This window comes from Flavobacterium hibernum, assembly GCF_000832125.1.
GTDB classification, from domain to species: Bacteria; Bacteroidota; Bacteroidia; order Flavobacteriales; family Flavobacteriaceae; genus Flavobacterium; species Flavobacterium hibernum.
The window spans coordinates 84,959-110,849 of record NZ_JPRK01000004.1; the positions used below are offsets into that span (position 1 = coordinate 84,959).

19 protein-coding genes are annotated in these 25,891 nt (G+C 32.7%); 11 read left to right on the forward strand and 8 right to left on the reverse strand.

Annotated features, from left to right (window positions below):
* The first annotated feature begins 171 nt into the window (after positions 1 to 171).
* Positions 172 to 840 carry a hypothetical protein gene (locus tag IW18_RS03655; protein ID WP_041516234.1) on the forward strand — a complete coding sequence of 223 codons (669 nt, stop codon included), beginning with the start codon at positions 172 to 174 and terminating at the stop codon, positions 838 to 840.
* Positions 841 to 905: 65 nt separating this feature from the next.
* On the opposite strand, the gene purE is transcribed toward IW18_RS03655, so the two are convergent.
* The 5 genes from purE to IW18_RS03680 form a co-directional block, all read right to left on the reverse strand.
* The gene (gene purE, locus IW18_RS03660) at positions 906 to 1,388 is read right to left on the reverse strand and encodes a 5-(carboxyamino)imidazole ribonucleotide mutase (protein ID WP_041516353.1); all 483 of its coding nucleotides are present in this window, start codon (positions 1,386 to 1,388) and stop codon (positions 906 to 908) included.
* Between the two features lie 80 nt (positions 1,389 to 1,468).
* Entirely contained in the window at positions 1,469 to 2,623 is a 1,155-nt protein-coding gene (locus tag IW18_RS03665) for a 5-(carboxyamino)imidazole ribonucleotide synthase (protein WP_041516235.1), read from the reverse strand.
* A gap of 275 nt (positions 2,624 to 2,898) precedes the next feature.
* Positions 2,899 to 3,453, reverse strand: coding sequence for a hypothetical protein (locus IW18_RS03670; RefSeq protein ID WP_041516236.1), 555 nt, complete (start codon positions 3,451 to 3,453; stop codon positions 2,899 to 2,901).
* A gap of 21 nt (positions 3,454 to 3,474) precedes the next feature.
* Positions 3,475 to 5,571 (reverse strand): TonB-dependent receptor, encoded by a 2,097-nt coding sequence (locus IW18_RS03675; RefSeq protein WP_041516237.1) that lies wholly within the window; start codon positions 5,569 to 5,571, stop codon positions 3,475 to 3,477.
* Between the two features lie 273 nt (positions 5,572 to 5,844).
* Positions 5,845 to 7,119, reverse strand: coding sequence for a PQQ-dependent sugar dehydrogenase (locus IW18_RS03680; RefSeq protein ID WP_041516238.1), 1,275 nt, complete (start codon positions 7,117 to 7,119; stop codon positions 5,845 to 5,847).
* A 185-nt stretch (positions 7,120 to 7,304) separates the two neighbouring features.
* On the opposite strand from IW18_RS03680, the gene hpt reads away from it, so the two are divergent.
* The 4 genes from hpt to obgE all read left to right on the forward strand — a co-directional run bounded on the left by hpt (position 7,305) and on the right by obgE (position 11,085).
* Positions 7,305 to 7,835: a hypoxanthine phosphoribosyltransferase gene (gene hpt / locus IW18_RS03685; RefSeq protein ID WP_041516239.1), complete on the forward strand. Its 531-nt coding sequence runs from the start codon at positions 7,305 to 7,307 to the stop codon at positions 7,833 to 7,835.
* A 78-nt stretch (positions 7,836 to 7,913) separates the two neighbouring features.
* Positions 7,914 to 8,486, forward strand: a complete 573-nt coding sequence (locus tag IW18_RS03690) for an adenylate kinase (protein ID WP_041516240.1) — start codon at positions 7,914 to 7,916, stop codon at positions 8,484 to 8,486.
* A gap of 215 nt (positions 8,487 to 8,701) precedes the next feature.
* The gene (locus tag IW18_RS03695; protein ID WP_084607914.1) at positions 8,702 to 9,976 is read left to right on the forward strand and encodes a hemolysin family protein; all 1,275 of its coding nucleotides are present in this window, start codon (positions 8,702 to 8,704) and stop codon (positions 9,974 to 9,976) included.
* A gap of 107 nt (positions 9,977 to 10,083) precedes the next feature.
* Positions 10,084 to 11,085: a GTPase ObgE gene (obgE, locus tag IW18_RS03700; RefSeq protein ID WP_041516242.1), complete on the forward strand. Its 1,002-nt coding sequence runs from the start codon at positions 10,084 to 10,086 to the stop codon at positions 11,083 to 11,085.
* A gap of 116 nt (positions 11,086 to 11,201) precedes the next feature.
* Here obgE and IW18_RS03705 read toward each other — a convergent pair whose 3' ends face one another.
* The gene (locus IW18_RS03705) at positions 11,202 to 11,732 is read right to left on the reverse strand and encodes an outer membrane beta-barrel protein (protein WP_041516243.1); all 531 of its coding nucleotides are present in this window, start codon (positions 11,730 to 11,732) and stop codon (positions 11,202 to 11,204) included.
* Positions 11,733 to 12,048: 316 nt separating this feature from the next.
* On the opposite strand from IW18_RS03705, the gene IW18_RS03710 reads away from it, so the two are divergent.
* Entirely contained in the window at positions 12,049 to 14,193 is a 2,145-nt protein-coding gene (locus IW18_RS03710) for a S46 family peptidase (RefSeq protein WP_041516244.1), read from the forward strand.
* Positions 14,194 to 14,373: 180 nt separating this feature from the next.
* Here the strand turns inward: IW18_RS03710 and IW18_RS03715 are convergent, their stop codons facing one another.
* Complete coding sequence (locus IW18_RS03715) at positions 14,374 to 20,859, reverse strand: alpha-2-macroglobulin family protein (RefSeq protein WP_041516245.1); 6,486 nt, start codon at positions 20,857 to 20,859, stop codon at positions 14,374 to 14,376.
* Positions 20,860 to 21,056: 197 nt separating this feature from the next.
* Here IW18_RS03715 and IW18_RS03720 point away from each other — a divergent pair, with 197 nt between their 5' ends.
* Positions 21,057 to 22,412, forward strand: coding sequence for a UDP-N-acetylmuramate--L-alanine ligase (locus IW18_RS03720; protein ID WP_041516246.1), 1,356 nt, complete (start codon positions 21,057 to 21,059; stop codon positions 22,410 to 22,412).
* 118 nt (positions 22,413 to 22,530) lie between these two features.
* Here IW18_RS03720 and IW18_RS03725 read toward each other — a convergent pair whose 3' ends face one another.
* Complete coding sequence (locus IW18_RS03725; protein ID WP_041516247.1) at positions 22,531 to 23,157, reverse strand: DUF1287 domain-containing protein; 627 nt, start codon at positions 23,155 to 23,157, stop codon at positions 22,531 to 22,533.
* 129 nt (positions 23,158 to 23,286) lie between these two features.
* On the opposite strand from IW18_RS03725, the gene IW18_RS03730 reads away from it, so the two are divergent.
* The 4 genes from IW18_RS03730 to IW18_RS03745 are packed head-to-tail and all read left to right on the forward strand — an operon-like array spanning position 23,287 to position 25,883.
* Positions 23,287 to 23,757, forward strand: a complete 471-nt coding sequence (locus IW18_RS03730; protein ID WP_041516248.1) for a GNAT family N-acetyltransferase — start codon at positions 23,287 to 23,289, stop codon at positions 23,755 to 23,757.
* Complete coding sequence (gene radC, locus IW18_RS03735) at positions 23,758 to 24,450, forward strand: RadC family protein (RefSeq protein ID WP_041516249.1); 693 nt, start codon at positions 23,758 to 23,760, stop codon at positions 24,448 to 24,450. It begins immediately after the preceding gene.
* Positions 24,451 to 24,453: 3 nt separating this feature from the next.
* A complete protein-coding gene (locus IW18_RS03740) occupies positions 24,454 to 25,140 on the forward strand; it encodes a YjjG family noncanonical pyrimidine nucleotidase (protein WP_041516250.1) in 687 nt (228 codons plus the stop codon).
* A 2-nt stretch (positions 25,141 to 25,142) separates the two neighbouring features.
* Positions 25,143 to 25,883 (forward strand): hypothetical protein, encoded by a 741-nt coding sequence (locus IW18_RS03745; RefSeq protein ID WP_041516251.1) that lies wholly within the window; start codon positions 25,143 to 25,145, stop codon positions 25,881 to 25,883.
* Positions 25,884 to 25,891: the final 8 nt, after the last annotated feature.

Consider the following 25,891-nt stretch of genomic DNA (forward strand, 5'->3'; position numbering starts at 1 on the left):
CAATTTATAAAAATCTAATCGTCTAAACCAGATCGATTCTCGGCATAAAATCCTCTTAAATTGTGTTATAGATATGTTATTTATTGCTGTGCACATTATTAAAAGCGTAAATTGAAAAAAATACGATTAGAATTATAAAATGCTAATCAGAAATAATAAAATAGAAATACGATGAATTATCAAATTGCAATAAAGAGAATAGATACGGTTAATGAAGTAGAAGGATATTGGTCTGACGAAGATCTTGTTCAGTTATTAGAAAAATTCAATTATCCCGATGGAGCAACGGCGGATAAAAGTAGTTTACCGGAATTGCTAGAAATGGCTATCTCGGATTACGAGACTAATGAAGCTGCTGAAATAGTCCTGAAATATAAATTTCCTGATAGATTAACCGATGGGCAAATTGAGCAAATTGCACACAATATGTTAATTGATAAAGTTTGTGAAGAATATCCTGAAATAGACATGCAAGGAACTTTGTTTCACATTAATCAATTGCTTTTTAAAGCTTACAACGGAAAATTCCCCAATGCAAAAGCTTCTATTGTTCATTTTTCAATGACACCAATTGATGGTGAAGCACAAAAGCTGACAGCTGAAAATGTGTTGAAATTATTGAACAAAGGATTATCTGATAGAAATCTTATCAAAAGATTGTTTGAAAATCAAATGTCGCAAAATATTCCGTTTCCTGAAGCTGAATATATAGTTTGGGAATTGACAACAACAGACGATATAAATTACAGTTTAGTTACTTCAGAGAATTGGATAAATAAAGAAGATATAACGGAATACGAATTTGAATCTGTCTTAGAAGAAATTGAAGATGAGGTGTAATTTTAGTTTTCAGTAGCGGTTTTCAGTCACAGTTTATACTGAAAACTGTGACTGAAAACTGAAAACTATTTTAAACCTTCAGCCGCTTTGTTAACTGCTGCTTTCAATTCTTCTTTATAAGCAATAATAGTATCAAGAACTTTTTTATCGTGACTTCCGATGATTTGCGCTGCAAGAATTCCGGCATTTTTTGCTCCGTTTAGCGCTACAGTTGCAACAGGAACTCCGCCCGGCATTTGAAGAATCGATAAAACCGAATCCCAACCATCGATTGAATTGCTTGATTTTACAGGAACTCCAATTACAGGAAGTGGCGACATCGAAGCAACCATTCCTGGTAAATGTGCCGCTCCGCCAGCTCCGGCAATAATTACCGAAATACCGCGAGTATGTGCATTTTTACTAAAATCGAATAATTTTTCCGGTGTTCTGTGCGCCGAAACGATATCTACTTCAGTTTCAATATTGAATTGTTTTAGTATGTCGATGGCATCTTGCATGACTGGCATGTCTGAGATGCTTCCCATTATAATGGCTACTTTACTCATGTGTTTTTTTTGTTTTTTTTGTTTCAAGTTTCAGGTTTCAAGTTTTTGTTGAGACTGAAAACTGTGACTGCGACTGAAAACTATATACTAATTACTCTAATTGTATTCTTAACTTCCTCTGCAATTTTTCTTGCTTCAGCCATATCTTCATTTACAATCGTAACGTGACCCATTTTTCTAAAAGGTCTTGTTTGTTTTTTACCGTAAATATGTGGTGTAACGCCATTCCAACCTAAAATGGTTTCGATGTTTTCGTAAACTACATCTCCAGAAAATCCTTCGGCACCAACTAAGTTCACCATAATTCCTGCAACTTTACTATCTGTATTTCCTAACGGAAGATCTAGAATTGCACGTAAATGATTCTCGAATTGTGATGTATAACTGGCTTCAATAGAATAATGACCTGAATTGTGTGGGCGAGGAGCAACTTCGTTTACCAAAATTTCATCGTCGTTGGTTTGGAACATTTCAACTGCCAAAAGACCAACGTGGTTGAATTTCTCCGAAACATTCAATGCGATTGCTCTTGCTTTTTCGGCTACTTTTTCATCGATTCTTGCAGGGCAAATAACATATTCTACTTGATTAGCCTCTGGATGAAATTCCATTTCGACAACCGGATAAGTTTTAATTTCTCCCGATGGATTTCTGCAAACAATAACTGCTAATTCGTTTTTAAACGGAATCATTGTTTCTGCAATACATTCTACATTTGGAAGATTATCTAAATCTGAAACCTGACGAATTACTTTTACACCATTTCCGTCGTAACCAAACTCTGTACATTTCCAAACGAAAGGCATCTCGACTCCGCTCGATGTGACAGCAGATTTTAGATTTTCTAAATTTTCGAATCTTTCAAAAGGAGCAGTTGGGATATTGTTATCTGCGTAAAATTGTTTTTGAATTCCTTTATTTTGAATTCCTTTTAAGGTTTTTGGAGAAGGATATATTTTTAAGCCTTCGTTTTCAAGTTGTGTTAAAGCTTCAAGATTAACCAATTCAATTTCGAAAGTTAAAACATCAACTTGTTTTCCAAAATTATAAACCGTTTCGTAATCCATTAAATCGCCTTGAAAGAATTTATTGCAGGCAATTTTACTAGGAGCTTCGTCACTAGGATCTAAAACATAAGTTTGTATATCAAATTTTCTGGTGTCGAATAAAAGCATTTTGCCTAATTGTCCGCCACCTAATATTCCTAATTTAAAATCAGAAGAAAAATAATTCATTGTAGTTGTGTTTTTGCAAAGATACTTTTTAATCTTTTTTTGCCACAATATGGAGTAAGATTATTTTTTGCGTTGATTTATTAAGATCTTTTTAATCTGTGGCTAAAAATTTAACCGCAAACTACACAAAGGTTTCGCAAAGCTCGCAAAGTTTGTTAGTTGAGTTTATAAATAACAGTAAAGGTCACAAAGCTTTGCGAACCTTGTGTTTTCTCAACATAATATTAGGGTAAAAAACTTAGCGGACTTAGCGGTAAAATTAAACTGTTGCAAGATTATTTTTCAATCTTCTTCAAAACTTCTTTGGCTACAGCTTTATATGCTGCCGAATGATCCCCGTAATCTTTGTTTAAGATAATTTGTAATTCAGGATGAATCCAGTCAAAATGATTTCCTAAAATATATAATGTCCTTATAGAATAAGCTTTTGTTGCCACCTTTACATCGTTGATGAGCCAGTCAAAAGATGCTTCGATACAATCCTGAAGATTTGTTTCGGAAAGTGAAATACAATTCTCATCTTTTTTATAATGTGATTTTACTAAAAGCTGAACAATTTTTGCAATTGGACGAATGGCGCTTTCATCTTTTAGAATTTTTAAATTCGAGCAGAAGAAATCCAGATGAGGTTGTAACCAAATCAATTCTTCATACGAGACAAATTCCAGAATCCAACAGGCTTTATGATTGTTTTTGTCTGATGGAGAAAAACAAATCGTAACCAATTCCTTAAATAAAGCAGGTTTTTCTAAAACATCTTGCGCCACCTTAAGTCGGTTTTCCCGATAAGCTTTTAGGTAATCGAGTTTGGTTTGTAATTCAGAAGACATTTTTTTGAGTTTAAGATGTATCTAAAATAAAAAAATTAATGCAATGTTTCCGTAATAATTTATAGGAAGTCCAGGATAATAATATCTGGGAGATGAATTTCCTACGGCTACGGCATTTGGTAAAATTAATGAGGCGTATTTTTCATCTGCAATATTATTGACTCCGAAAGCAAAATTAGTGTTTAAGTTTGGAAGAATTTCAAGCCTATAACCTGTTTTTAAGTTTATGATTTTATAAGAATCTGCATAAGCTGAATTAGCATCATTCATTGGAATTTTATCTACAAACTGAAAATCAGCAGAAAAGAAAAGGCCGGAAGTAGTGTTTAGAACTATTCCGGCATTTATTTTGTTTGCTGCAACGCCAGTTAATTTATTTCCTGAATAATCAATTCCGTTATCGATAAAATCTTTAAATTCATATTTGCCTAAAGAAGCACCAATAAAAGAGTTTAATGAAAAAATGGAATTAATTATCCAATTGTGTTTTGCTGAAATTTCGATTCCTTCATGAAATGTTTTACCTGCATTTATTCCCTCATATTGATCATCACCAATTCTTTTGGCTACCAATAAATCTTTTATTTCCATTCGATAAATAGCAAATTCAGTGTAAAGATTTTTATTGAAAAAATAGAATTTCCCACCCACTTCAAAGTTGTAACCGCTTTCGGGTTTTATATCCGGATTTATATTGCCGGTACTTGTAAGAGTTTCCTCGGTGGTAGGCAAGGAAAATCCTTTACTTGCAGAGACGTATATAGTTTGTTTTGTGTTTGGTTTAAAAAGGAAGGACAATTGTGGCGAAAAAATTCCGTCATATCCATATTTTTCTGTTGAAGTTTTTTGAGGAAGAAAGTTGGTTAGCTCAAAATGAGTTTCATTATAGTTTATGCCAGCCTGAAACTCTATTTTTTCAGAAAGCAAAGTTCTGATTTGAGAAAATATATTATAAAAATGTCTTTTCTGATCTGTTGATGTCAATTGATTTCCCTGTAAACTTCCTTGACCATTATTAGTTTTATACAAATTCTCAAAAGTATCTCCGTTGTAATTATCCGTAAAATATTCGATTCCGGCAATGAATTGATTCTCTGTCTTTCTAATTTTAAATTTTCCAGAAAATTGTGTTCTCGCTCCTGTGCCAAAAGTATATTGATGCAAAATATCAAAAGGCCTTGGTTCGTTACTGTCTTTGTAATTAATAAATATTGATGTTGAATTGTTTAGATTTTCATTGATTTTGAAATCATAAGCTAATCCTGCCAAAGTCGATTTGTATTCTTTAAATCCTTTTGATGCAACCCAGGTTGGTGCGCCTAGTTGCGGATTGGAATCGTAAACTTCTTTACTAATAGAGCTCGGGATAAAAGCTTTTAAATAAGTGTAATTCGAAAAGTAGGTGAGTTTGCCGTTTTTCTTTTTGAATAATTCTCCCGCCAGTGTAATTCCATTTCGGTTATAAGCACTGTTTTCTCTCCATCCATCTGTTTTTAAATTATGATAGCTAATGTTTAAACTAGATTCTTTTCCGGTTAAACTATAATTAAAACGATTTTTTAATAAACCAAAAGAACCATAAACGGTGCTTATCCCAGCGCTTTCTCCTTTTGTTTTTGAGAGTTGAGGTGAAATTAAAATCGCGCCACCCAAACCTGCACCATAAATACTCGAAAGCGGACCTTTGATGACTTCAATCTGATTTATGTTTTCAAGATCAATGTCATCAATTACAGTTTCACTGTTTCCGGAAGTTAGCGGAATGCTGCCGTAAAATGCTCTAATTTTATTGGTTCCGTACGGCGTTCTTGCGCCAATTCCACGAATCGAAATTCGGGTTGTAGTAAGATTTGAAGATTGCATAAAAACTCCCGGAAGCGTATTGATTACGGTGCTAATGTCTGTCGTATTATTTTGCGTCAGTTCTTTTTTAGATAGAACTGCAATAGAAGCTGGCGTGTTTTGTAATTCACTATTAATGTGAAGAGGACTTATTACTACTTCTTCCAGTTTTAGTGTTTTTACAGAATCAATAGTTTGGCGCTCTTTTTCTTGTGCTTCAATATTCTGAAAAGCAAAAAGTGCAAAAAGAAGAAAGTAGTGTTTTTTTAAAATCATAAAAAAGGAAAAAAATTAACAGCAGTGTACGCAATGGTTTTGTAGAGAGTACAACCTTTAAACACAATATTGTCCTTTTGACGAAGGATAGATCAGACTATTCCGAAGCTTCGGGACAGAATCAAAATTGCAATTTTTTGTCGAATCCCAAGTGTGATTTCTCCTTCACCAGAAAGGCAAAAATAGCACAAAGCTTTGCGGTCTTTGTGTTTTTGTAAAAGCTACAGAAGAAATCCTAGCGTTCTTTGCGGTTAAAATTGATTTGTATTTGATTTATTTTTTTGCCGTAACCTTCCAAATTGTATTTCCGCTATCGTCATTTACCAAAAGTGATCCGTCATGCATAACAGTAACCGCAACGGGACGTCCGTAAACTTCTGCCTTTGCTTCATTGGCAACAAAACCGGTTAAAAAATCTTCCGGTTTTCCTGATGGTTTTCCATTTGCAAAAGGAACAAAAACAACTTTGTATCCAGAAATTTTTGCTCGGTTCCAAGAGCCATGTTGCCCTACGAAAGCTCCATTTTTATATTTTGCCGGAAAAGCATTTTTGGTATAAAAAGTAAATCCTAAAGAAGCCGTGTGAGCGCCAACCGAAACATCCGGAACAATTGCTTTGGCGGCAAGATCTTTTCGTTCGCCTTTCATTCGTGGGTCAAGAATGTTCCCAAAATATGAATAAGGCCAACCGTAAAAACCACCTCTTTTTACACTTGTAATATAATCAGGAACTAAGTCATCGCCTAAGTCATCGCGCTCGTTAACCGCTGTCCAAAGTTCCTTGTTTATAGGATTCCAGTCCATTCCAACCGGATTTCTAATTCCATCAGCATAAATTTTCTCATCACTTCCGTCAGGATTAATTTCTAAAATAGCCGCGCGACGAACTTCTTTATCCATTCCGTTTTCGCCAACATTACTTCCGGAACCAACAGAAATGTAGATTTTTGTTCCCTCAGGATTTGTAATTATATTTCTAGTCCAGTGATTGTTGTAGCCACCGGCTGGAAGATCAAGAATTTTTGTACCTTGAGTTTCTAATTTCAAAGCTGTGTTGTTGTAAGGATATCGATATAAACCATCAGTATTGGCAACGTAAAAAAAGTTATTTAGCACTAGCATTCCAAAAGGTCTGTTGAGGTTTTTTAGAAAAACTTCGCGAGTTTCAAATTTCCCATCTTTATCTTTATCACGCAGTATTATAATCTGATTCTTGCTCGTTCTAGTACCACTTTCAACCACAAAAATATCATTGTTTGGAGCAATATAGGTCCAACGCGGATTTTCGAATCCATCGGCAAATTTTGTAACCGTAAAACCTTCGGGTGCTTTTGGCGTTTTCCCTTCTGGCCAATCAATAACTTTACTGCTGTTTGTTTTAGATTCAGTTGCATAAGGCGGAGGCAAAGTAATGTTTCCAATAGCAGTTTTTACTACATTTCCGGGTTGCTTAGATAAGGCCTCTTTTTCTTTTTGAGTTATCTGACCATTGCAGGCTAATATTGCTAATAATAAAGATGTAGATAATATTGATTTGGTTGTTTTCATGTTGGTTAATGATTAAAGGTTTAATAAACAGTAAATTAGTGAAATGTAAAGTATTTTTTGAGAAACATTTAAAAAAATTATGTGATATTTAACATTCTTAAAAAAATGTAAAGACACTAGTTTTTTGATACTTACTGTTTGGTTGTAATTCTGTATCTTTGCGCATTATTTTAAACATAAAAATAATGATACAACTTCACGATAAACAATTTGTTCCGTTTATTTCGGCAAAAGAAATTGATTTTGCTTTAACCAAATTGGTGGCACAAGTCGAAGATGATTTTGGAGATGAGACGCCAATTTTTATTGGTGTTCTGAATGGCGCATTTATGGTTGTTGCCGATTTTTTAAAAAAATACAAAAAACATTGCGAGGTGTCATTTATCAAAATGTCATCTTACGAAGGAACTGAAAGTACCAATGCAGTAAAAGAATTAATTGGTATCAATCAGGATTTAACAGGTAGAACCGTAATTATTATTGAGGATATCATTGATACCGGAAATACAATCGAAGAATTAAAAAGATTGTTTAAAGAAAGAAATGTAAAACATTTTAAAATTGCAACGCTATTCTTTAAACCTGAAGCATACAAAAAAGACATAAAAATAGATTATATCGGAATTAGAATTCCAAACAAATTTATTGTGGGTTACGGACTAGATTATGATGGTTTAGGGCGAAATCTTGCCGAAGTTTACAAATTGGCAGAATAATATTAAACAAAACACAACTATATATTCATTTAAAACTTCTGGTATGCAAATCCGGAAGTAACAACACTCACTCATATTATGATTAACATTGTTTTATTTGGAAAGCCGGGAGCAGGAAAAGGAACTCAGGCAGAATTTTTAAAAGAAAAATACAAATTAACTCATCTTTCAACAGGAGATATTTTTCGTTTTAATTTAAAAAATGATACAGATTTAGGTAAAAAAGCAAGGGTTTTTATGGACAATGGAGAATTAGTTCCTTGCGAAGTTACCACAGCAATGTTAATTGATGAAGTAAACAAACATCCGGATACAGACGGATTTTTATTTGATGGTTACCCAAGAACTTTAGATCAGGCAAAAGCTTTAGATAAATTTTTACCAACAATTGGCTCAAGTGTTACTGCTACAATCGCATTAGAAGCAGATGATGAAATTTTAGTAGCACGTTTACTAGAAAGAGGAAAAACTAGTGGAAGAGCTGACGATCAGGACGAAGAAAAAATTCGTGTTAGATATCAGGAATACAATGAAAAAACAGCTCCATTAATTGGATATTATAAAGAACAAAATAAGTTTTATGCCGTAAATGGTATTGGAACGGTTGAAGAAATTACAGAGCGATTAACGTCAGTTATAGATAATTTGTAGAAGCTTTTCCCTGCTGAACGTTAATAAGTCCTAGCTAAAAAAACTATTTTTCTAAACGTAAAACGAACATCTCCCTAAGCTTTTGGGAATCAACGGTTTTCTGGCAAGAAAAATTAGTTTTTTTAGTTCCGGACTTTTCTCTTTCATCTGGGCTATAACATATTTAGGTTACAAATTACATTAACAGGACTATTATATAACGAATAAACCACAAATTGGAAATACTAATAATATTTTTTCTAATACTATTAAACGGAGTTTTCTCGATGTCAGAAATTGCATTGATTTCGGCTAGAAAAAACAGACTTGAAACTGCAGCAAAAAAAGGAAATAAAAGTGCCAGAATTGCGTTGGATTTGGCCAATTCACCAAATAAATTTTTATCGACTGTACAAATCGGTATTACCTTAATTGGAATTTTGACGGGTATTTATAGTGGTGATAAAATAACGATGGATGTTGAAGCTTTCGTAAGCGGATTTGCGGTTTTAAAACCTTATGCACATTCTGTTGCCGTGGGAATTGTGGTTGTAGTTTTGACTTTTTTCTCTTTGGTTTTAGGAGAATTACTTCCAAAAAGAATTGGATTAAATTACCCGGAATCGATTGCAAAAATGGTTGCGATGCCAATGAAAATCATTTCGATTATTACGGCACCATTTATTTGGCTTCTTACATCTTCGACTGATTTCTTGTTGAATGTTTTGCAAATTAAACCAACTGCTGACGGAAAAGTCACAGAAGAAGAAATTAAAGCGATCATCAAAGAAGGAACTGAAGGAGGAGAGGTTCAGGAAATAGAACAAGATATTGTTGAACGTGTTTTTCATATTGGAGATAGAAAAGTAAATTCGTTAATGACACACCGTAAATCGGTAGATATGTTGCCTTTTAATGCCGATAAAGCCAAAATAAAAGAATTGGTTTTAATGGATTTACACACAATTTATCCTGTTTATAGAGACAATTACGATGATATAGTTGGAGTTGTAACCCTGAAAAATATATTCGCCAATATCGAAAGCGACCATTTTGATTTAGGAGCAATAATGACAGATCCTCCTTATTTAATGGAGCAGACGACAGCTTATAAAGCACTTGAGAATTTTAAGAAAACCGGAGTTCATTACGCTTTAGTTTCTGATGAATATGGCGTTTTTCAAGGGATTATTACCTTAAATGACATTCTTGAAGCCTTGGTAGGAGATGCATCTGATTTTTATAAAGATGAATTTCAGCTAGTAGAAAGAGAAGATGGTTCGTGGTTAGTTGATGGGCATTATTCATTGCACGATTTTCTTACTTATTTTGAGTTGGATGAATTGACAAACGATTATGAGGTAAACACTGTAAGCGGAATGATTATGACCGAGCTTTCGCATATTCCAAAAGAAGGTGAAAAGTTGATTTGGCAAAAATTTGTATTAGAAGTCATCGATATGGATGGCGTAAAGATTGATAAAGTGTTGGTGAAAGCACTTAAGGAGTAAAGAGAATTTGTTTCAGGTTTTATTAGTTTCAGGTTTCAAGTGAAGTGCGTTAGGCCAACTTGAAACCTGAAACTTTAAACTTTAAACTACACATAAACAAAAAGAAAATGACAGAAGGAAATTTTGTAGATTATGTTAAGATATATGTTTCTTCCGGAAAGGGAGGAAAAGGATCTACACATTTACATAGAGAGAAATTTATTGAAAAAGGTGGCCCTGACGGAGGTGATGGTGGTCGTGGTGGACACGTATATTTAGTTGGAAATAAAGGTCTTTGGACATTGTTTCATTTAAAATTTGCTCGTCACATTAAAGCCGGTCACGGTGGAGATGGAGGAGGAGATCGTAGTACTGGTGCAGATGGTGATGATAAATTTATCGAAGTGCCATTAGGAACTGTAGTAAAAGATAAAGAAACAGGAGAAACCTTATTTGAAATTACTGAAGATGGTGAAAAACAAATTCTTTCAAGAGGAGGAAAAGGAGGTTTAGGAAACTGGCATTTTAGAAGTTCAACAAATCAAACTCCACGATACGCACAGCCAGGTTTACCAGGTGTAGAGATGGATGTTATTTTAGAGTTGAAAGTTTTGGCAGATGTTGGTTTAGTAGGTTTTCCAAATGCTGGAAAATCAACTTTATTATCTGTTTTGACCTCGGCAAAACCAAAAATTGCCGATTATCCTTTTACAACTTTAAAACCTAACTTGGGAATTGTAGCTTATAGAGATTTTCAATCTTTTGTAATTGCAGATATTCCGGGTATTATTGAAGGAGCTGCTGAAGGAAAAGGTTTAGGTCATTATTTCTTACGTCATATCGAGCGTAACTCAACTCTATTATTTTTAGTTCCGGTTGATACACCAGATATCAAGGCTGAATATGATATTTTGGTAAATGAGCTAACAAAATACAATCCTGAAATGTTAGACAAAGAACGTCTTTTGGTGATCTCAAAATGTGATATGCTGGATGACGAACTTAAAGCTGAATTGAAAGTAGAGTTAGATGTTGCTTTCAAAGACATTCCTTATATGTTTATCTCGTCAGTTGCACAACAAGGTTTGACTGATTTAAAAGATAAATTATGGAAAATGTTAAACGATTAAATTAAAGATCGATTTTAAATAAAAGAACCCAACAAGTTATACTTGTTGGGTTTTTCACTAACTACCAAAACAAATAGCAAATAATTTTATATGAAATTATTCTCTATGATACTGTTTTACAATTGGAAATTTTTAGAAACTCCAACGCTAAACGTTTTTCCAAAATCGAATCCAAAGCGCTCTTGTCTCAAGTCGTTTTTACCATCAATATTGTCGTAATTAACTCCACCAATTGAGAAGTTTAAACCAAAACCTCTTTTCATGTTAATGAATAAAGCTGGAGTCATGTTTACATACATCCCTTTTGCATTATTTATTGAGTTTGTTTGATATCCCGCTCCTAAGTCTGTGTAAAAAGCAAATGTTTCAGAAAGAGGAAGCGCGTAACGAACAAAACCACCTATTCTGTATCTTTCTGTTTTCTCTAATCCAGCAATTTTTACATTTATAATTGAACCTTCAACACCGGCAGTCCAATTGTCTGTAAATTGGTACCCTACTTTAGGAGAGAATTCAAAATTTGTAGATTTATCATCTCCAATTTTCTCTGAAGCAAAACCAACATTTCCACCTAATAATACAGAACCCTTTTGTGCGTGCGATATAGTTGCAATAAATAGAGCAACTCCTAATAATAATTTTTTCATTTTTAATACTTAATAGATTTATTGCGGCAAACTTACAAATCTATATTTTGTAAGAAATGATTTATGTTTAAAATTTTAAAATGAGAGTTAATTTTTACAATTAAAGTAAAGAAAAAAGGTTATTATTCTTATTTTGTATGAGTTTTATCATAATTTATATTGGTTGCTTTTAAGAAATAGCCTGATTTTTCTTGTTTATGAAATTATTAATTTCGCAAAATTGATTCGTAATAGATCTGGATTGTTTTGTTTTTGATGATATTGCTTATTTTTTTTGCGAAAATGAGTTATATTCGCGGTACTTAAACAAAATAACATGAAAAAAATAGTTTTATTCTTGACCATGTGCCTAATGGCTTTTCCTGTAAGAGCTGATGAAGGAATGTGGTTTTTGATGTTTATCGAAAGATTGAACCATAGAGATATGGAAAAAATGGGCTTGCAATTAACAGCCGAAGAAATTTATAGTATTAATCATCATAGTTTAAAAGATGCGATTGTACAATTTAATGGAGGTTGTACTGCAGAAATCGTTTCTAAAGAGGGACTGGTTTTAACTAATCATCACTGTGGATATGATGCAATTGCTGAACTTTCTACTGCTGAACAAAATTATTTAAAAGATGGTTTTTGGGCAAAGCAAAGAAGTGCAGAGATGAAACCAAAATCATTATATGTTCGTTTCTTCGTTCGTATGGATGATGTTTCTAAAAGAATTTTATCAAAAGTAAATGATAAAATGACTGAAACAGAAAGAAACAAAGCGATTCAACAAGAAATTGCTTTGATTGAGAAAGAAAATAATGAAGGTGGAAAGTACACTGTTTCTGTTCGTCCTTTCTTTCAAGGAAATGAATATTACTACTTCGTTTACCAAGATTATACTGATGTTCGTTTAGTAGGAACTCCTCCTGAAAGCGTTGGTAAATTTGGTGGAGATACAGATAACTGGGAGTGGCCTCGTCAAACTGGAGATTTCTCTATGTTTAGAGTTTATGCAGATAAAGACGGAAATCCTGCAACTTATTCTAAAGATAATGTGCCTTTGCAACCTAAACATTACTTACCTGTAAGTATTAAAGGTGTTAAAGAAAATGATTTTGCAATGATTTTAGGATATCCTGGAAGAACAAACCGTTGGATGCCAGCTGGTGGAATTGAGCAAAATATAAAATTTGCATATCCTGCATGGGTTGAAGGTGCTAAAACCGGAATGGACCAAATGAAAAAGTATATGGATAAAGATGCAACAGTTCGTTTGCAATATGCATCTAAATATGCTTCGACAGCAAATTACTGGAAAAACCGTCAAGGTATGATAGATGCTTTAACAAAAGCGGGAACAGTTGCTACTAAAACAGAACAAGAAGATAAGTTCTATGAGTGGGCAACTAAACCGGCTAACAAAGAAAAGTACGAAAATGTAATTCCAACTATTAATGATTATTACAGAGAAACGAACTTAAAAGCGACTCACGATAATTACTTAACACAACTTTTACGTACATCTCTTTATGCAAGTGGACCAGCAAGTTTAGGTAATGCATTGATTGCTTATTATAACGAGAATGATGCTAAAAAGGCTGAAATGTTGCCTAAGATTAATGCATTAATCGAAAATATTTATGGTGAATTTTATGCGCCACTTGAAAAAGATGTATTAACTGCACAATTGAATTTATATGCTGCAAAAGCTGCTGATTATGGTTTAGCTCCACAAGTAGCAAAAATGAAATCAGAAAATAATGGTGATTTTACTGCAGATGTTGCAAAAGCTACAGAAGTAAGTTATTTTACAACTAAAGAAAAAGTATTAGCATTTATGGCTAATCCAAAACCATTAGCGATTGTACACGATCCATTGTACATTATTTCTAATGATTTAATGACAAAATACCGTGCTAAATCAGATGATCAAATGAAAGCTGATGATGGTTTTGCTAGTGCATACCGTAAATTAGTTGAAGGTTTAAGAGAGTCAAAATTAAACACGATTCAATATCCAGATGCAAACTCTACTTTGAGATTGACTTACGGAAAAGTTCGTGCTTTGCCAGCTGATCCTCGTAACGATGTTAAAATCAACAACTATACGACTATGGAAAGTATGGTTAAAAAATATAAAGCAGGAGATCAGGAATTTGATTTACCAAAACGTTTATTAGAATTAAACAAGAAGAAAGATTTTGGACAATATGCTGATAAAGCAGGATACATGCCAGTAAACTTTTTGACTGATAATGATATTACTGGAGGAAACTCAGGTTCACCAGTTATTAACGGAAAAGGAGAATTAATTGGAATTGCTTTTGATGGTAACATCGAAGCTATGGCTGGAGATGTTATTTTTGATCCTAAATTGCAAAGAACAATCAACGTAGATATTCGTTATGTACTTTGGATTATTGACAAATACGCTGGAGCTAAAAACATTATTGATGAAATGACGATTATAAAATAATCGAAGTTTTATTATAAAAGTAAACCCGACAGTTTTTTAAACTGTCGGGTTTTTGTTTTTTTTCCGCCACGAATTCACGAATTATTTTTTGACAATCTTTGATAATAAAATTAGTGAATTCGTGGCGGAAAATTTTTTGCTCTATTGTTTGGGATTTGGAATTTAAAAATTGGAATTTTATTAATTCACCTTCACCCGAATACCCTTAGAATGACTTGAGAATTCAGGAGCATACATACTTTCAATAGTTGTAATTCCATTACTGAATTCGCCACTGTTGTTTACTCTAATATCATATTCTAAAACATAAGTTCCTTTATCAATTCGGTCAAAGAAAAAATGAGTTGCGGCATCCTTGGTACTCATATAATATCCTAATCGATCTTTGTATTGATATTCTGAAAGAACATTTACAGGTTCAAAACAAGAAGCTCTCATATCTTTTAAATGAACAAATTCCATATCTTCTTTTGATGTAATGATCAATCGAACTGTAACTAAGTCACCGATTTTTAATGAGTTTTTATTTGTGATTATCTCTAATTCATCACCTTTTAAAGTACTTTTCTTTAAATACAATTCTTTCGAAACAGATAACGATGCGCCTGAATTGGTTTTGATTTTATCCAAATCTTCAAAATATTGCCAATAAACTCCGCCATATGCAGGAACTTTTGATTTGTTTTGAATACTAATTGAAGCCATATCTTTTTTAATTTCATCAGCTTTCCAGTTTAGTTTGATATAACCAGTTTCTGCTTCTTTTTGGTTTTCAGATAATTTTTTGGTTAGAATTTTTTCATCTCCAATTTTAATAACTGTATTGTCTTTTACGCTTAACCAATCATTTCCTTGCATTAATAAAGCATAAACAGCTTCTGTTGTCGATTTTGTAGTAGGCCAGTTTTTAGTTTGTTTGTTTTTTAATAACCAAACTTTCATTGCATCTACAGATTTGGTATCGTGATTCACTTCGGCGAAAGCCTCAATTAATAGCGCCTGAGTTTCAATAGGTGCCTGATACCAATACCAACCAGATTTATTTGTAATCCAGTACATACCCCAGTCTTCATTGTTAGAAGATGTTTCTTTTAGACTTTCGATGATTTTTTTTGCAGAATCACTTTCTCCCAAACGATTTAAAGTTAAAGCGGCAAGTCCTTTTTCGTACAGCGAATAAGATAACCAATCTTTCTTGGCAGTTTCCAGATACAATTTAGTTGCTTTTTTTAACGTGTCAGATAACGGATATTTATCTAAATAAAAACTTCTTGTGTACAGATAATGCAAATCAGAATATGGATTAATCCAAATTAGTTTATCAGTTGTTTTTAAGTTTTTGGTTCTTCTTTTATAGTTCTCTAAAAACTTAGCATCTAAAAACGGAATTCCGGTTTTAGAGATTTGCTCTATTTTGCCAGCATTACTTTTACTTAATTTAGACAAATGTCCTAAACCGGCCAGAATATGTCTTGTAATATATTCGTTTTCGTCACTTCCGTCAAACCAAGCAAATGCGCCAGATGTTTTTTGTTTTTGTTTTAGTTTGTCGAAAGTTGCTTCTTGCGAAGTTTTCATTTTTTCTAAATCGAATAAAAGTGCTAGATTTTTTTTCTTTTCGTCTTCGCTTTGAGCATCATTTAACCAAGGCGTTTCTGCCAGAATAATCGATTTAAGTTCTTCATTTTCTTCTAATTTAGAATTAAGTTTTCCGTTTTTTCTCCATTCTTCAAAAACAGTTGCAATCTTCGGATTACTTGAAATAATTTCCGAAGCCAATGCATTAGCATAAAAACGTGCAAAAGTTTGCTCAGCACATTCATGTTCAAATTCCATTAAATAAGGCAAAGACTGAATCGCAATCCACGAAGGATTTGAGGTATATTCTAATGTAAATAGATGATTCTTTAAAGTCGAAGAATTGTTGTTTTTTAAATTCTCAAACGTATATTCTTTTGTAGAATTTTCGCGAACCCAAATTGGGATACTTTCAGTAACCAGCATATTATTGGTTAGAACCGGAAGTATGTTTTCTTCTCCATCAGAAAAATTAGCGGACTTGGCCAAAATTTTATATTGAACGCCTTGCAAACCTTCCGGGATAGAAATTGTCCAAGTTGCGGTTGTGTTTCCAAAAGGCTCAATAGTAAAGTTTTTAACGTTTTTTGCATTGAGCATTTTACTGTCGATTGGCTGCATGGTTGTAGCATTAAAAAACTGTAAAATAGCAATTCCTGTTTTGGCTTGATCCGTGATATTTGAGATTTTTGCCGAAATAACAATCGTGTCTTTTTCTCTAAAAAAGCGAGGGAAATTTGGTAAAACCATCAATTCTTTTTGAGTTACAACACTTTTCTCTAAATAACCCGTTACGGCATTTTTATTATGCGCCATTAAACGAAGTTTCCACGCGGTTAAAGCTTCGGGCGAAGTAAAGTTAAAGCTTACTTTTCCGCTAGAATCCGTTCTTAAATTGGGTAAAAAGAAGGCAGTTTCAGAAAGATTTTTTCTTGCTTTTACTTGAGTTAAGGCTTCTAAAGCAGCTTTTGTTGTCACAATTACAACTCCATTTGCGCCTTTGCTTCCGTAAAGAGCTGTTGCCTTTTCATCTTTTAGGACTTCTATAGAAAGTATATCTTTAGTATTTATGTTATTTATATCGGTCATAATTTGCCCATCAACAACATAGATTGGGTTTTTTCCTGTAATAGACCCAGTTCCTCTAATTTTAATACCCGAAACTCTACTTTCTAAAGAATCTTCGACTCCTGCCGTATTATATACATTGTTGTCTTCTTGAACTTCTTCGTTTTGCGATCGTACAGATGCAACTGCTCCCGTTAGCATCGATTTTTTTTGAGTTCCATATCCTACAACAACAACTTCGCTTAAACTATTTTCTTCTGGAGTTAGAGCAATGTCTATATTTTTATTTTTTGCAACTTTAACAGACTGTTGTTTGAAACCAATGTAAGTAAATATAAGTTCTTCATTTGGCGCGGCTTCAATTTCGAAAAAACCATCAAAATCTGTAGTTGTCGATCTTGGAGTGCCTTTTACAGCAATTGAAACTCCAGGAAGTGATAAGTTAGACAGATCTCTAACGACTCCAGAAATGTTTTTTGCGTTTATTGGTTTTTTGTATTTTTTATTAATTTGTTTTTGATATTCTCTTTGTAAATAAACATTGCTGTTTTTATTGTTGAAATCAAATCCAAACCACATTAATTTAGTATTTTCAGTTTTAAATTCAAGTCGATTTGAGATTGAATTTAAGTTTCGAACGTCAATATAAGTTTTTTCGAACCCTAAAGGAGATTTAGAGTTAACTTCATTATAATTATAGTCGTAAAAGGCCAATCTTCCCCAGTCGCTTTTAGAAAATTGATCTAATGAACTGTCGTACATTGAAGCTAGAACTTCGGCCTCAGATTTTGTGTTTATAGCATTTAATTTAAAAGACCAATTTTCGTTGGTTCCGGGTTGTATTTTACTTCTAAAAGTTTCTACATTAAAGTCAAGTTTTGGTTCTTTTATTTTTAAAGCAACCTCTATATCATTGCTATAACTGTCATTTTCAAAAATACTCTCGAAACCTATTTTTAAAGATTTGTCGAATTCATTTTTCACAGGAACTTTGATTGTGACTTCGTTGTTTTCTAAATGATAAACTTTCTGAAAAAACATTTTACTTTCATAGTTTCCGCTAACGGTGACATAAAGTTCAGGAACAATCGAAGTAAGTTTTATTAGTGCAAAACCATCTTTTTTGGCATCGTCATTTATTTGATTGGCTGTAACTAAGGTGCCATGACGTAGTTTGTCATTACTCTGAAAAAGTACAATGTCTTGAGAGGTTTCGATAGCATTATTAAAACTGTCCTTTGCTGAAAATACAATTCTGTAATTTCCCGACTTATAATTTGAAATAAAATCTAAAGCCAGTTTTTTATCTTTTGATGAATCGATATTTTTAGAATAGACTAATGTTTCAGTTTCTTTACTTACTGGTTTTTGGTTGTTTTCGTACGGGAACAATTTTTCGAATTCCTGATCTGAAATTGATTGAATATCTGGTCTTGCAAAAACTCTTGCTTTAAATTTGTTTGCAAAAGGACTAACAAAATATATTTTAATTTCGCCTTTGGCAGCTAAAAATTCTCCATTTAGATTAGTGGTCGAAATTTCAATTTCGGTTTTATTTTTGGTTTCAATTCTGTTGGGAGCGATAAGATTAAGCATCAAATCATGATAACCTACCTTAACAGTTGTTTGAGCTTCATGAGTTTCGCCATTGATATCTGTAACCGATGATTTTACAATATAATTGAAAACGGGTAATTGTTCTTTAATTGCATTTTTTGATGGTAATGCAATAAAATCAATTACAAATTTGCCCGAAGCATCTGTTTTGGTTTCGCCAGTTGCTACAAATTCATGCTCTTCTTGTCCGTAATAATTTCTAAAATAACTGGTGTATCTTGTTACTGTATAAGTGACTTTTGCGTCTGAAATTGAACTGCCTGCAAATGCTTTTGCAGTTCCATCGACTTTAATTGTTTGGTTGATTTGAAATGTTTTTTTCTTGGGTTCAAAAACGATTTCAAATTTAGGGCGCTTGTATTCTTCGACTCTAAAGCTGGTTTGAGAATTATCAAAATCAACATTATCCCAAAACGGATGTTCTTCTTTAGCTTTGTTATAAACGATATCTTTTTCTGGATCTGTAGGTTCTCTGGCAACAATGCTAAAAGTGCCGGTAAGTCCTGTTTTGGGCAAAACAAATTCGCCTGAGAAAGAACCGAATTCGTTGGTTGTGACGTCAAACTCTTTCAATGTTTCATTGTTCGCATCTCTAATACTAATTTCAAACGATGTTTTAGCTACAACATTTGTTTTATTTTGTTTTTTCTGTATTGCAATTCCTTTATAAAAAACAGTTTGTCCGGGACGATAAATTGCTCTGTCTAAATAAAATTCGACTTTTCCTTTCCCTTTACTTTCCTCTTCAACATCTGTTGTATAATCGCGATTGTAACGAATATAATTTTTAACGATTAAAATAGTGTCTTTTTCTGTTGTCAATAAAAGAGGTTCGTAATTATAGTTGTTGTTTTCTTTAACGTGTGAAGCAAAACCATTTTTGTCCGTTTTGATAGTCTCATTTAAAAGTTTTATCGATACATTTTCGAGAGGCTTTCCCGTTTTTCTGTCCAAGACCTGAAAACTTTCTGTTTTATTTTTTTGCGAGGCCAAAAGCGCAATATTCGAAATTGTAATGGTTTCGTAAGCAAAAGCTTTTGTTTCTTTTAAGTCGGAGTCGCTTTCAAAATAAACCAAATAATTTCCTGTTTTCAGTTGCGGTAAGAGAATTTCTGTCGAATATTGAAAATAATCCTTTTTATTTATAAGTTGATAATCAGAAGATTTTATTGCTTTTTGCTTTTCAATTATCACATTTACAAGACTGTCTTTATCAAGAGGAGAATTTCTAAACTCATTTATGCGATTTTGATTAATCTTAAAAAATGAAACTTTTAAATGGTCAACATTTTTGTATTGAATAAAAGCTCTTGTGTATTCGTCGCTGTAACTATTTTTGTTAAGTTGGGCAGTTATGCTTTTCGAAGTGATAAAATCTTTTCGTTGTATTGCTGATTGGTATGCGTTTGTATTATTGTTTTTGGTTAAAATACTATCGAGTATAGCAATAGCTTTGGTGTTGTAATCAGGATGAATTGCTTTTGAGGCTTGTTGCGATAAAAGTATCGCTCTTATTAGTTGAATTTTTTGAATTGAAGTTTCGTCATTCGTGCTTTTTTGAAGCATGATTAGTGCACGAGTATAATCTTCAATAGAATCAACCAAATTAGTTTTGCAATACAATAATCTCTCTAATTGATTGTCAATATTTGGATTGGCTTTTTCTTGTTTTTGATATAAATTTAAAAGGGTACGCAAGTTTTCATTGGGTACAAAATCTAAATTTAACGCAATAAAAACAGACGATTTTCCTAGAAGCTGTTTTTTGTACGACTCAAATTCCTTTTTTTGAATCTCCCATTGATGAACTTTTTGAGAATATATAGTGATGTTTTCCTTTAGTAAATATTCGTATAAATTTTGTGTTTTGAATTTTTCTAAAGTCGAATAGTCAAAAATAGATTCGTATTTTATTAAAGGAGTATTTTTTAAAATCGATTCACTTTCTAGGGTTTGCTTTAAAGATGTATTAATTTGATCTGTAAAGTTTTTTTCGGTCCATGTCAGGAAGTCTTCATTTAAGGTTGAAATGTTTGTCCTTTTTTTGATCTGATATTCATTTCTTGCATAATAATCAGTAAGACATTTTGCATAAACTAAATTCAAAATTGCTTTTGAGGGTGTCGAAAGTCGTTTGATGTCGGTTTTAAGATTATTTAAAATCTTTGCTTGCGCATTTTCATCAATAACCTGAAGATATTTAGATTGATAAAAAAAACATTTTATTATTTCTGCTTCGTCTTTATCCTCAATGGCTTTGTTGTATATTTTGAGAACAATTTCATTTGCCGATTTAATTTTGCCTTCGTTTTCGTGGGCAATAACCTTATCCCATTTTTTATCATTTTGTTGCGCAAAAAGTGCCGAAGAAATCAATAAGAAAACAAATAATATATTTTTCATAAAGTAGTTTTTATCTATAGAGTATTATTTTTGGTAAAAGGTTGGGAAGCTTTAAAAATAAATTTCGTACAAATTACTAATTTATCTCTAAAAGCAAATGAGACATTTTATATTTCCTTATTTTTGAAAAATAATTAACGGGTTTAATTAGTTATTTCGATTAACCAATTAAACAGTTTAACGATCAAACATTTTAAATGAGAACACATTTCATCGCAATAGGCGGAAGTGCCATGCATAACTTAGCATTGGCATTGCATAATAAAGGATATCAGGTTACAGGTAGCGATGATGCTATTTTTGAGCCATCAAAATCAAGATTGGAGAAAAAAGGAATTCTACCTGCTGAGTTGGGTTGGTTTCCTGAAAAAATCACGGCAGATATTGATGCGATAATTTTAGGAATGCATGCAAAGGCAGATAATCCTGAGTTATTGAAAGCGCAGGAACTTGGTTTGAAAATTTATTCGTATCCTGAGTTTTTGTACGAACAATCTAAAAATAAAACGCGTGTTGTAATTGGTGGTTCTCACGGAAAAACAACTATTACTTCGATGATTTTGCATGTTATGCATTATCATAATATTGAAGTTGATTACATGGTTGGTGCACAATTAGAAGGTTTTGATACAATGGTGCATCTTACAGAAGAAAATGATTTTATGGTTCTGGAAGGTGATGAGTATTTATCTTCTCCAATAGACAGACGCCCTAAATTTCATTTATATCAACCAAACATTGCATTGATTTCAGGAATTGCATGGGATCATATTAATGTGTTTCCGACGTATGAAAATTATGTAGAGCAATTTGAAATTTTTATTGCAAAGATTACAAATGGAGGAATCTTGGTTTATAATGAAGATGATGCCGAAGTAAAACGTGTTGCTGAGGCTGCGACAAATCCAATTCGTAAATTGGCTTATTCAACACCAAAATATAGTGTAAGTGATGGAGTAACTTTGTTAGAAACTCCAGAAGGCGATATGCCAATTGAGGTTTTTGGAGCACATAATTTAAATAACTTGGCCGGAGCAAAATGGATTTGCCAAAACATGGGCGTAGACGAAGCGGATTTTTATGAAGCTATTGCAAGTTTTAAAGGTGCATCTAAACGTTTAGAAAAAATAGCAGAAGGAAAAGGTAAGGTTGCTTACAAAGATTTTGCACATTCACCAAGTAAAGTGGCTGCTACTACAAAAGCGGTAAAAGAGCAATATCCAAACAGAACTTTAGTGGCTTGTTTAGAGTTGCATACTTATAGCAGTTTAAATGCTGAGTTTTTAAAAGAATATGAAGGAGCACTAGAGTACGCAGACGTTGCTGTAGTGTTTTATTCGCCAGATGCGGTAAAAATTAAACAATTAGAAGAAGTTACGTACGAGCAAATTGCAACGGCTTTTAATCGTGAAGATTTGATTATTTATACTAATCCTGCTGAATTTAAAGAATATCTTTTTAATCTAAATCTTGATAATTCGGCTTTATTATTAATGAGTTCCGGAAATTACGGAGGACTTAACTTTGATGAAGTAAAAGCGCTAATTAGATAATTAGTCAATTTGATAATAAGATAATGTGCCAATTGCAGTTTTGTAATTGGCATTTTTTTTAATTTTACTTTTAAAATCTGCGGACTAAGTTGGAATTTGGATTTTATTTTTTGGAATTTCACTCCCAATATCTATAATGTCCTACAATTTTGTAATCAAATAGACAATCGTCTAAAATTTGACCCCCTCCCACATTGTGTACAATTAGATTTCGTTTTCCGTCGCGAGATTTTTGGTTGGTAACAATTCCGATATGAGGTAATTTATCATTAATCATCCAGGTAACAATTTCTCCGGTTTTATAATCTTTAGGATTATTGGTTACTGGAAGCTCTTCGCCATTTCTCTCAAAGAAGATTTCTAAATTCGGAACTCTTCTATGATCGATATTAGTATCGGTTTTTGTCATTCCCCACTTTTGTAAGTTCGGATATTCTGAAAAATGACTAATCATATCTTCGTGTACTTCTTTTTGTAAATCAATGTCAAGTTTTCGGTAGGCTCGAATAATAACATCAGTACAAACTCCTTTGTTTTTTGGAACGTCTCCATTTGGATATTTTATTGAAAAGTATGCAGGATCGTAATCGATAGAAGGATCTATTATAGAAATTGCGGCTTCGGATAATTTTTCGGGAAAAGTTTTTGCTAGTGTTTTAGAGTTTTGAGCAATAGATGTGTTTTCTTTCTTTTGGTTGCATGAAGCTAAAAACAAGACGATTACTAGAGTGAGAACTGATTTCATACGTTTGTAGTTCTAAGATTAAAGGATTGGAATTGTCTTTAAAATTAACCAATTAAAAAATAGTAATGATTTTTTTGTGAGTGATTTTTCTTATTTTTAAATATATTAGCCTTTTAAGATTATAGTAAAATGAATTCAAGAATAAAAGTTGTGAAAACAACAAGCGAAAACCCTGATTTTATTACATTAATAAAAACATTCGATGCATTTTTATGGGAGCGTTATCCTGAACTAAAAAAGGATTATTGGGGTAATAATATTATAGAATTTAACGACGATGTTGTGTTAATTTATTTAGATGAAAAAGCTGTCGCCAGCGGATGTTTTAAAAAATATAATGAAATAACAGTAGAGTTAAAGCGAATGTTTGTTTCGCCAGAAGCGAGAGGTTTAGGATTGGCTCAACAAGTAATTAAAGAATTAGAAATCGAAGCGAGGAAAAAAGGTTTTGAATCGATGATTTTAGAAACCTTATACAAACAGGTTGAAGCTATAAGTTTATATCAAAAAGTAGGATTTGAAATTGTAGTGAATTACGAACCTTATGTTGGTTTAAAGAATAGTGTTTGTATGAGTAAGTCATTATTTGATTTTAAATAAATGGAATCTACTTATTTTCCTATAACGGATTGGTCTGAAGAAGATCGTCCGAGAGAAAAATTAATGATGAAAGGCAAAGAAGCCTTAAGTAATGCCGAATTAATGGCTATTTTAATAGGTTCTGGAAGTAGAAATGAATCTGCTGTCGCATTGAGTAAAAGAATCTTATCGAGCACAGATAATCTAAATTCTTTAGGTAAAATGTCTATTTCTCAATTAATGAATTTTAAAGGAATAGGAGAGGCAAAAGCAATTGCAATTATTGCAGCTCTTGAGTTAGGCCGTCGTCGAAGATCTGAAGATGCAAGTGAGTATGTAAAAAAAGTCACGTCGAGCAAAATGGTTTTCGATATGATGCAGCCCATTATTGGAGAGCTTTCTCATGAAGAATTTTGGGTAATTTTTCTGAACAATTCCAATAAGATAATTTCCAAAGCGCAATTAAGTAAAGGAGGAATTACAGGGACAATTGTTGACGTGCGATTGGTTTTTAGATTAGCACTTGAAAATAGAGCTATTGGCTTGATTTTGTGTCACAATCATCCTTCAGGTTCTTTGGTGCCAAGTGAGGCAGATAAGCAAATTACAAATAAAATAAAGCTAGCCGGAGAAAGTTTAGATGTTAAAGTTTTAGATCATTTGATCATAACTGAAACAAAATATTATAGTTTTGTAGATGAAGGAATATTTTAACTTATGAATACCACTATTACCGATGTTTTTTTTGATTTAGATCATACACTTTGGGATTTTGATAAAAACTCAGAAATGACTTTTGATCGGATTTTTAAAACTAGATTTCCCGAAATTAAGGTTCAGGATTTTATCGAAAAATACGCTCCAATAAATCAGGAATGTTGGAAATTATATCAACATGATAAGATTACCCATCAGGAATTGCGCTACAACAGATTAAAGTTCTCATTTGATGCCTTAAATGTTGAAATTTCAGATGAAGATATTGATCAAATTTCAGAGGATTATATTGAATTTTTAACCGATAATAATCATCTTTTTGATGGCGCGATTGAAGTTCTGGAATACCTGAAACCTAAGTATAAATTGCACATCATTACAAATGGTTTTGCAAAGGTTCAGGATAAGAAAATTAATAATGCTGCGCTTTCTGATTATTTTACCACTATAACAAATTCTGAGTTAGCTGGCGTAAAAAAGCCAAATAGTATTATCTTTGATTATGCTATAAAGGTGTCTAATGCTTCAAAGGAGACTAGCGTAATGATTGGCGACTGCCTTGATGCTGATGTCAACGGGGCTTTGAATGCTGGCTTAGACGCTATTTTTTTTAATGAGAAAAAGATTGAGGCTCCGGTTAATATCAAACAAATAAACCATTTATTAGAACTTAAAAAATATTTATAATTATGAGAATTAAATTTTTGTTGATTGCACTTATTACTTCTGTTATGGGGTTTTCGCAAACGGTTAACGATTACAAAGGAGTTATTGTACCATTGCGATATGATTTTCTTAAATCAGAAAACCAATATAGAATGTCAACAATGACAAAATCAAATTTAAATAAAGCTGGTTTTCAGGCTTTTTATGGTAACGAAGTTCTTCCGGAAGGATTTGGTGATCGTTGTGATCTTTTGTATGTTGATGTAAAAAAAGACAATGCTTTTTTAGTTACTAAGCTTTTTGTAGAGTTCAAGGATTGTTATGGAAAAGTGATCTATACATCTGAAGTAGGTAAAAGCAAAGAGAAAGATTATGAATTGGCTTATAGAGAATGTCTGAATTTAGCATTTACTTCGATAAATGCTTTGCATTATAAGTATAACGGAAAAGTTAGTAGTAGTCTAAAAGCGGCTACATCTGTTGCTATGGTTCCATTAACGCCAGCAGCTGCAGCAATATCTACTCCGGTTGCAGATGTTAAAGATCCTAATTTATTGTATGCACAACCAACAGAAAACGGTTATCAATTAATTGATAAAACACCAAAAGTGGTTATGAAGTTGCTAAAAACATCTCGTCCAGATTCATTTATAGCGATAAAAGATGGTGTTCAGGGAACTTTAAACGCAAAAGACAATCAATGGTTTTTTGAATATTACAAAAACGATCAATTAGTTTCTGAAAAAGTTTCAGTAAAATTCTAAAATAAAAT

Excerpts from the sequence above, each read along its gene's own strand:
- IW18_RS03655 (WP_041516234.1), top strand. The coding sequence starts at position 172 with ATGAATTATCAAATTGCAATAAAGAGAATAGATACGGTTAATGAAGTA.
- purE (WP_041516353.1), bottom strand. The coding sequence starts at position 1,388 with ATGAGTAAAGTAGCCATTATAATGGGAAGCATCTCAGACATGCCAGTC.
- IW18_RS03665 (WP_041516235.1), bottom strand. The coding sequence starts at position 2,623 with ATGAATTATTTTTCTTCTGATTTTAAATTAGGAATATTAGGTGGCGGA.
- IW18_RS03670 (WP_041516236.1), bottom strand. The coding sequence starts at position 3,453 with ATGTCTTCTGAATTACAAACCAAACTCGATTACCTAAAAGCTTATCGG.
- IW18_RS03675 (WP_041516237.1), bottom strand. The coding sequence starts at position 5,571 with ATGATTTTAAAAAAACACTACTTTCTTCTTTTTGCACTTTTTGCTTTT.
- IW18_RS03680 (WP_041516238.1), bottom strand. The coding sequence starts at position 7,119 with ATGAAAACAACCAAATCAATATTATCTACATCTTTATTATTAGCAATA.
- hpt (WP_041516239.1), top strand. The coding sequence starts at position 7,305 with ATGATACAACTTCACGATAAACAATTTGTTCCGTTTATTTCGGCAAAA.
- IW18_RS03690 (WP_041516240.1), top strand. The coding sequence starts at position 7,914 with ATGATTAACATTGTTTTATTTGGAAAGCCGGGAGCAGGAAAAGGAACT.
- obgE (WP_041516242.1), top strand. The coding sequence starts at position 10,084 with ATGACAGAAGGAAATTTTGTAGATTATGTTAAGATATATGTTTCTTCC.
- IW18_RS03705 (WP_041516243.1), bottom strand. The coding sequence starts at position 11,732 with ATGAAAAAATTATTATTAGGAGTTGCTCTATTTATTGCAACTATATCG.
- IW18_RS03710 (WP_041516244.1), top strand. The coding sequence starts at position 12,049 with ATGAAAAAAATAGTTTTATTCTTGACCATGTGCCTAATGGCTTTTCCT.
- IW18_RS03715 (WP_041516245.1), bottom strand. The coding sequence starts at position 20,859 with ATGAAAAATATATTATTTGTTTTCTTATTGATTTCTTCGGCACTTTTT.
- IW18_RS03720 (WP_041516246.1), top strand. The coding sequence starts at position 21,057 with ATGAGAACACATTTCATCGCAATAGGCGGAAGTGCCATGCATAACTTA.
- IW18_RS03725 (WP_041516247.1), bottom strand. The coding sequence starts at position 23,157 with ATGAAATCAGTTCTCACTCTAGTAATCGTCTTGTTTTTAGCTTCATGC.
- IW18_RS03730 (WP_041516248.1), top strand. The coding sequence starts at position 23,287 with ATGAATTCAAGAATAAAAGTTGTGAAAACAACAAGCGAAAACCCTGAT.
- radC (WP_041516249.1), top strand. The coding sequence starts at position 23,758 with ATGGAATCTACTTATTTTCCTATAACGGATTGGTCTGAAGAAGATCGT.
- IW18_RS03740 (WP_041516250.1), top strand. The coding sequence starts at position 24,454 with ATGAATACCACTATTACCGATGTTTTTTTTGATTTAGATCATACACTT.
- IW18_RS03745 (WP_041516251.1), top strand. The coding sequence starts at position 25,143 with ATGAGAATTAAATTTTTGTTGATTGCACTTATTACTTCTGTTATGGGG.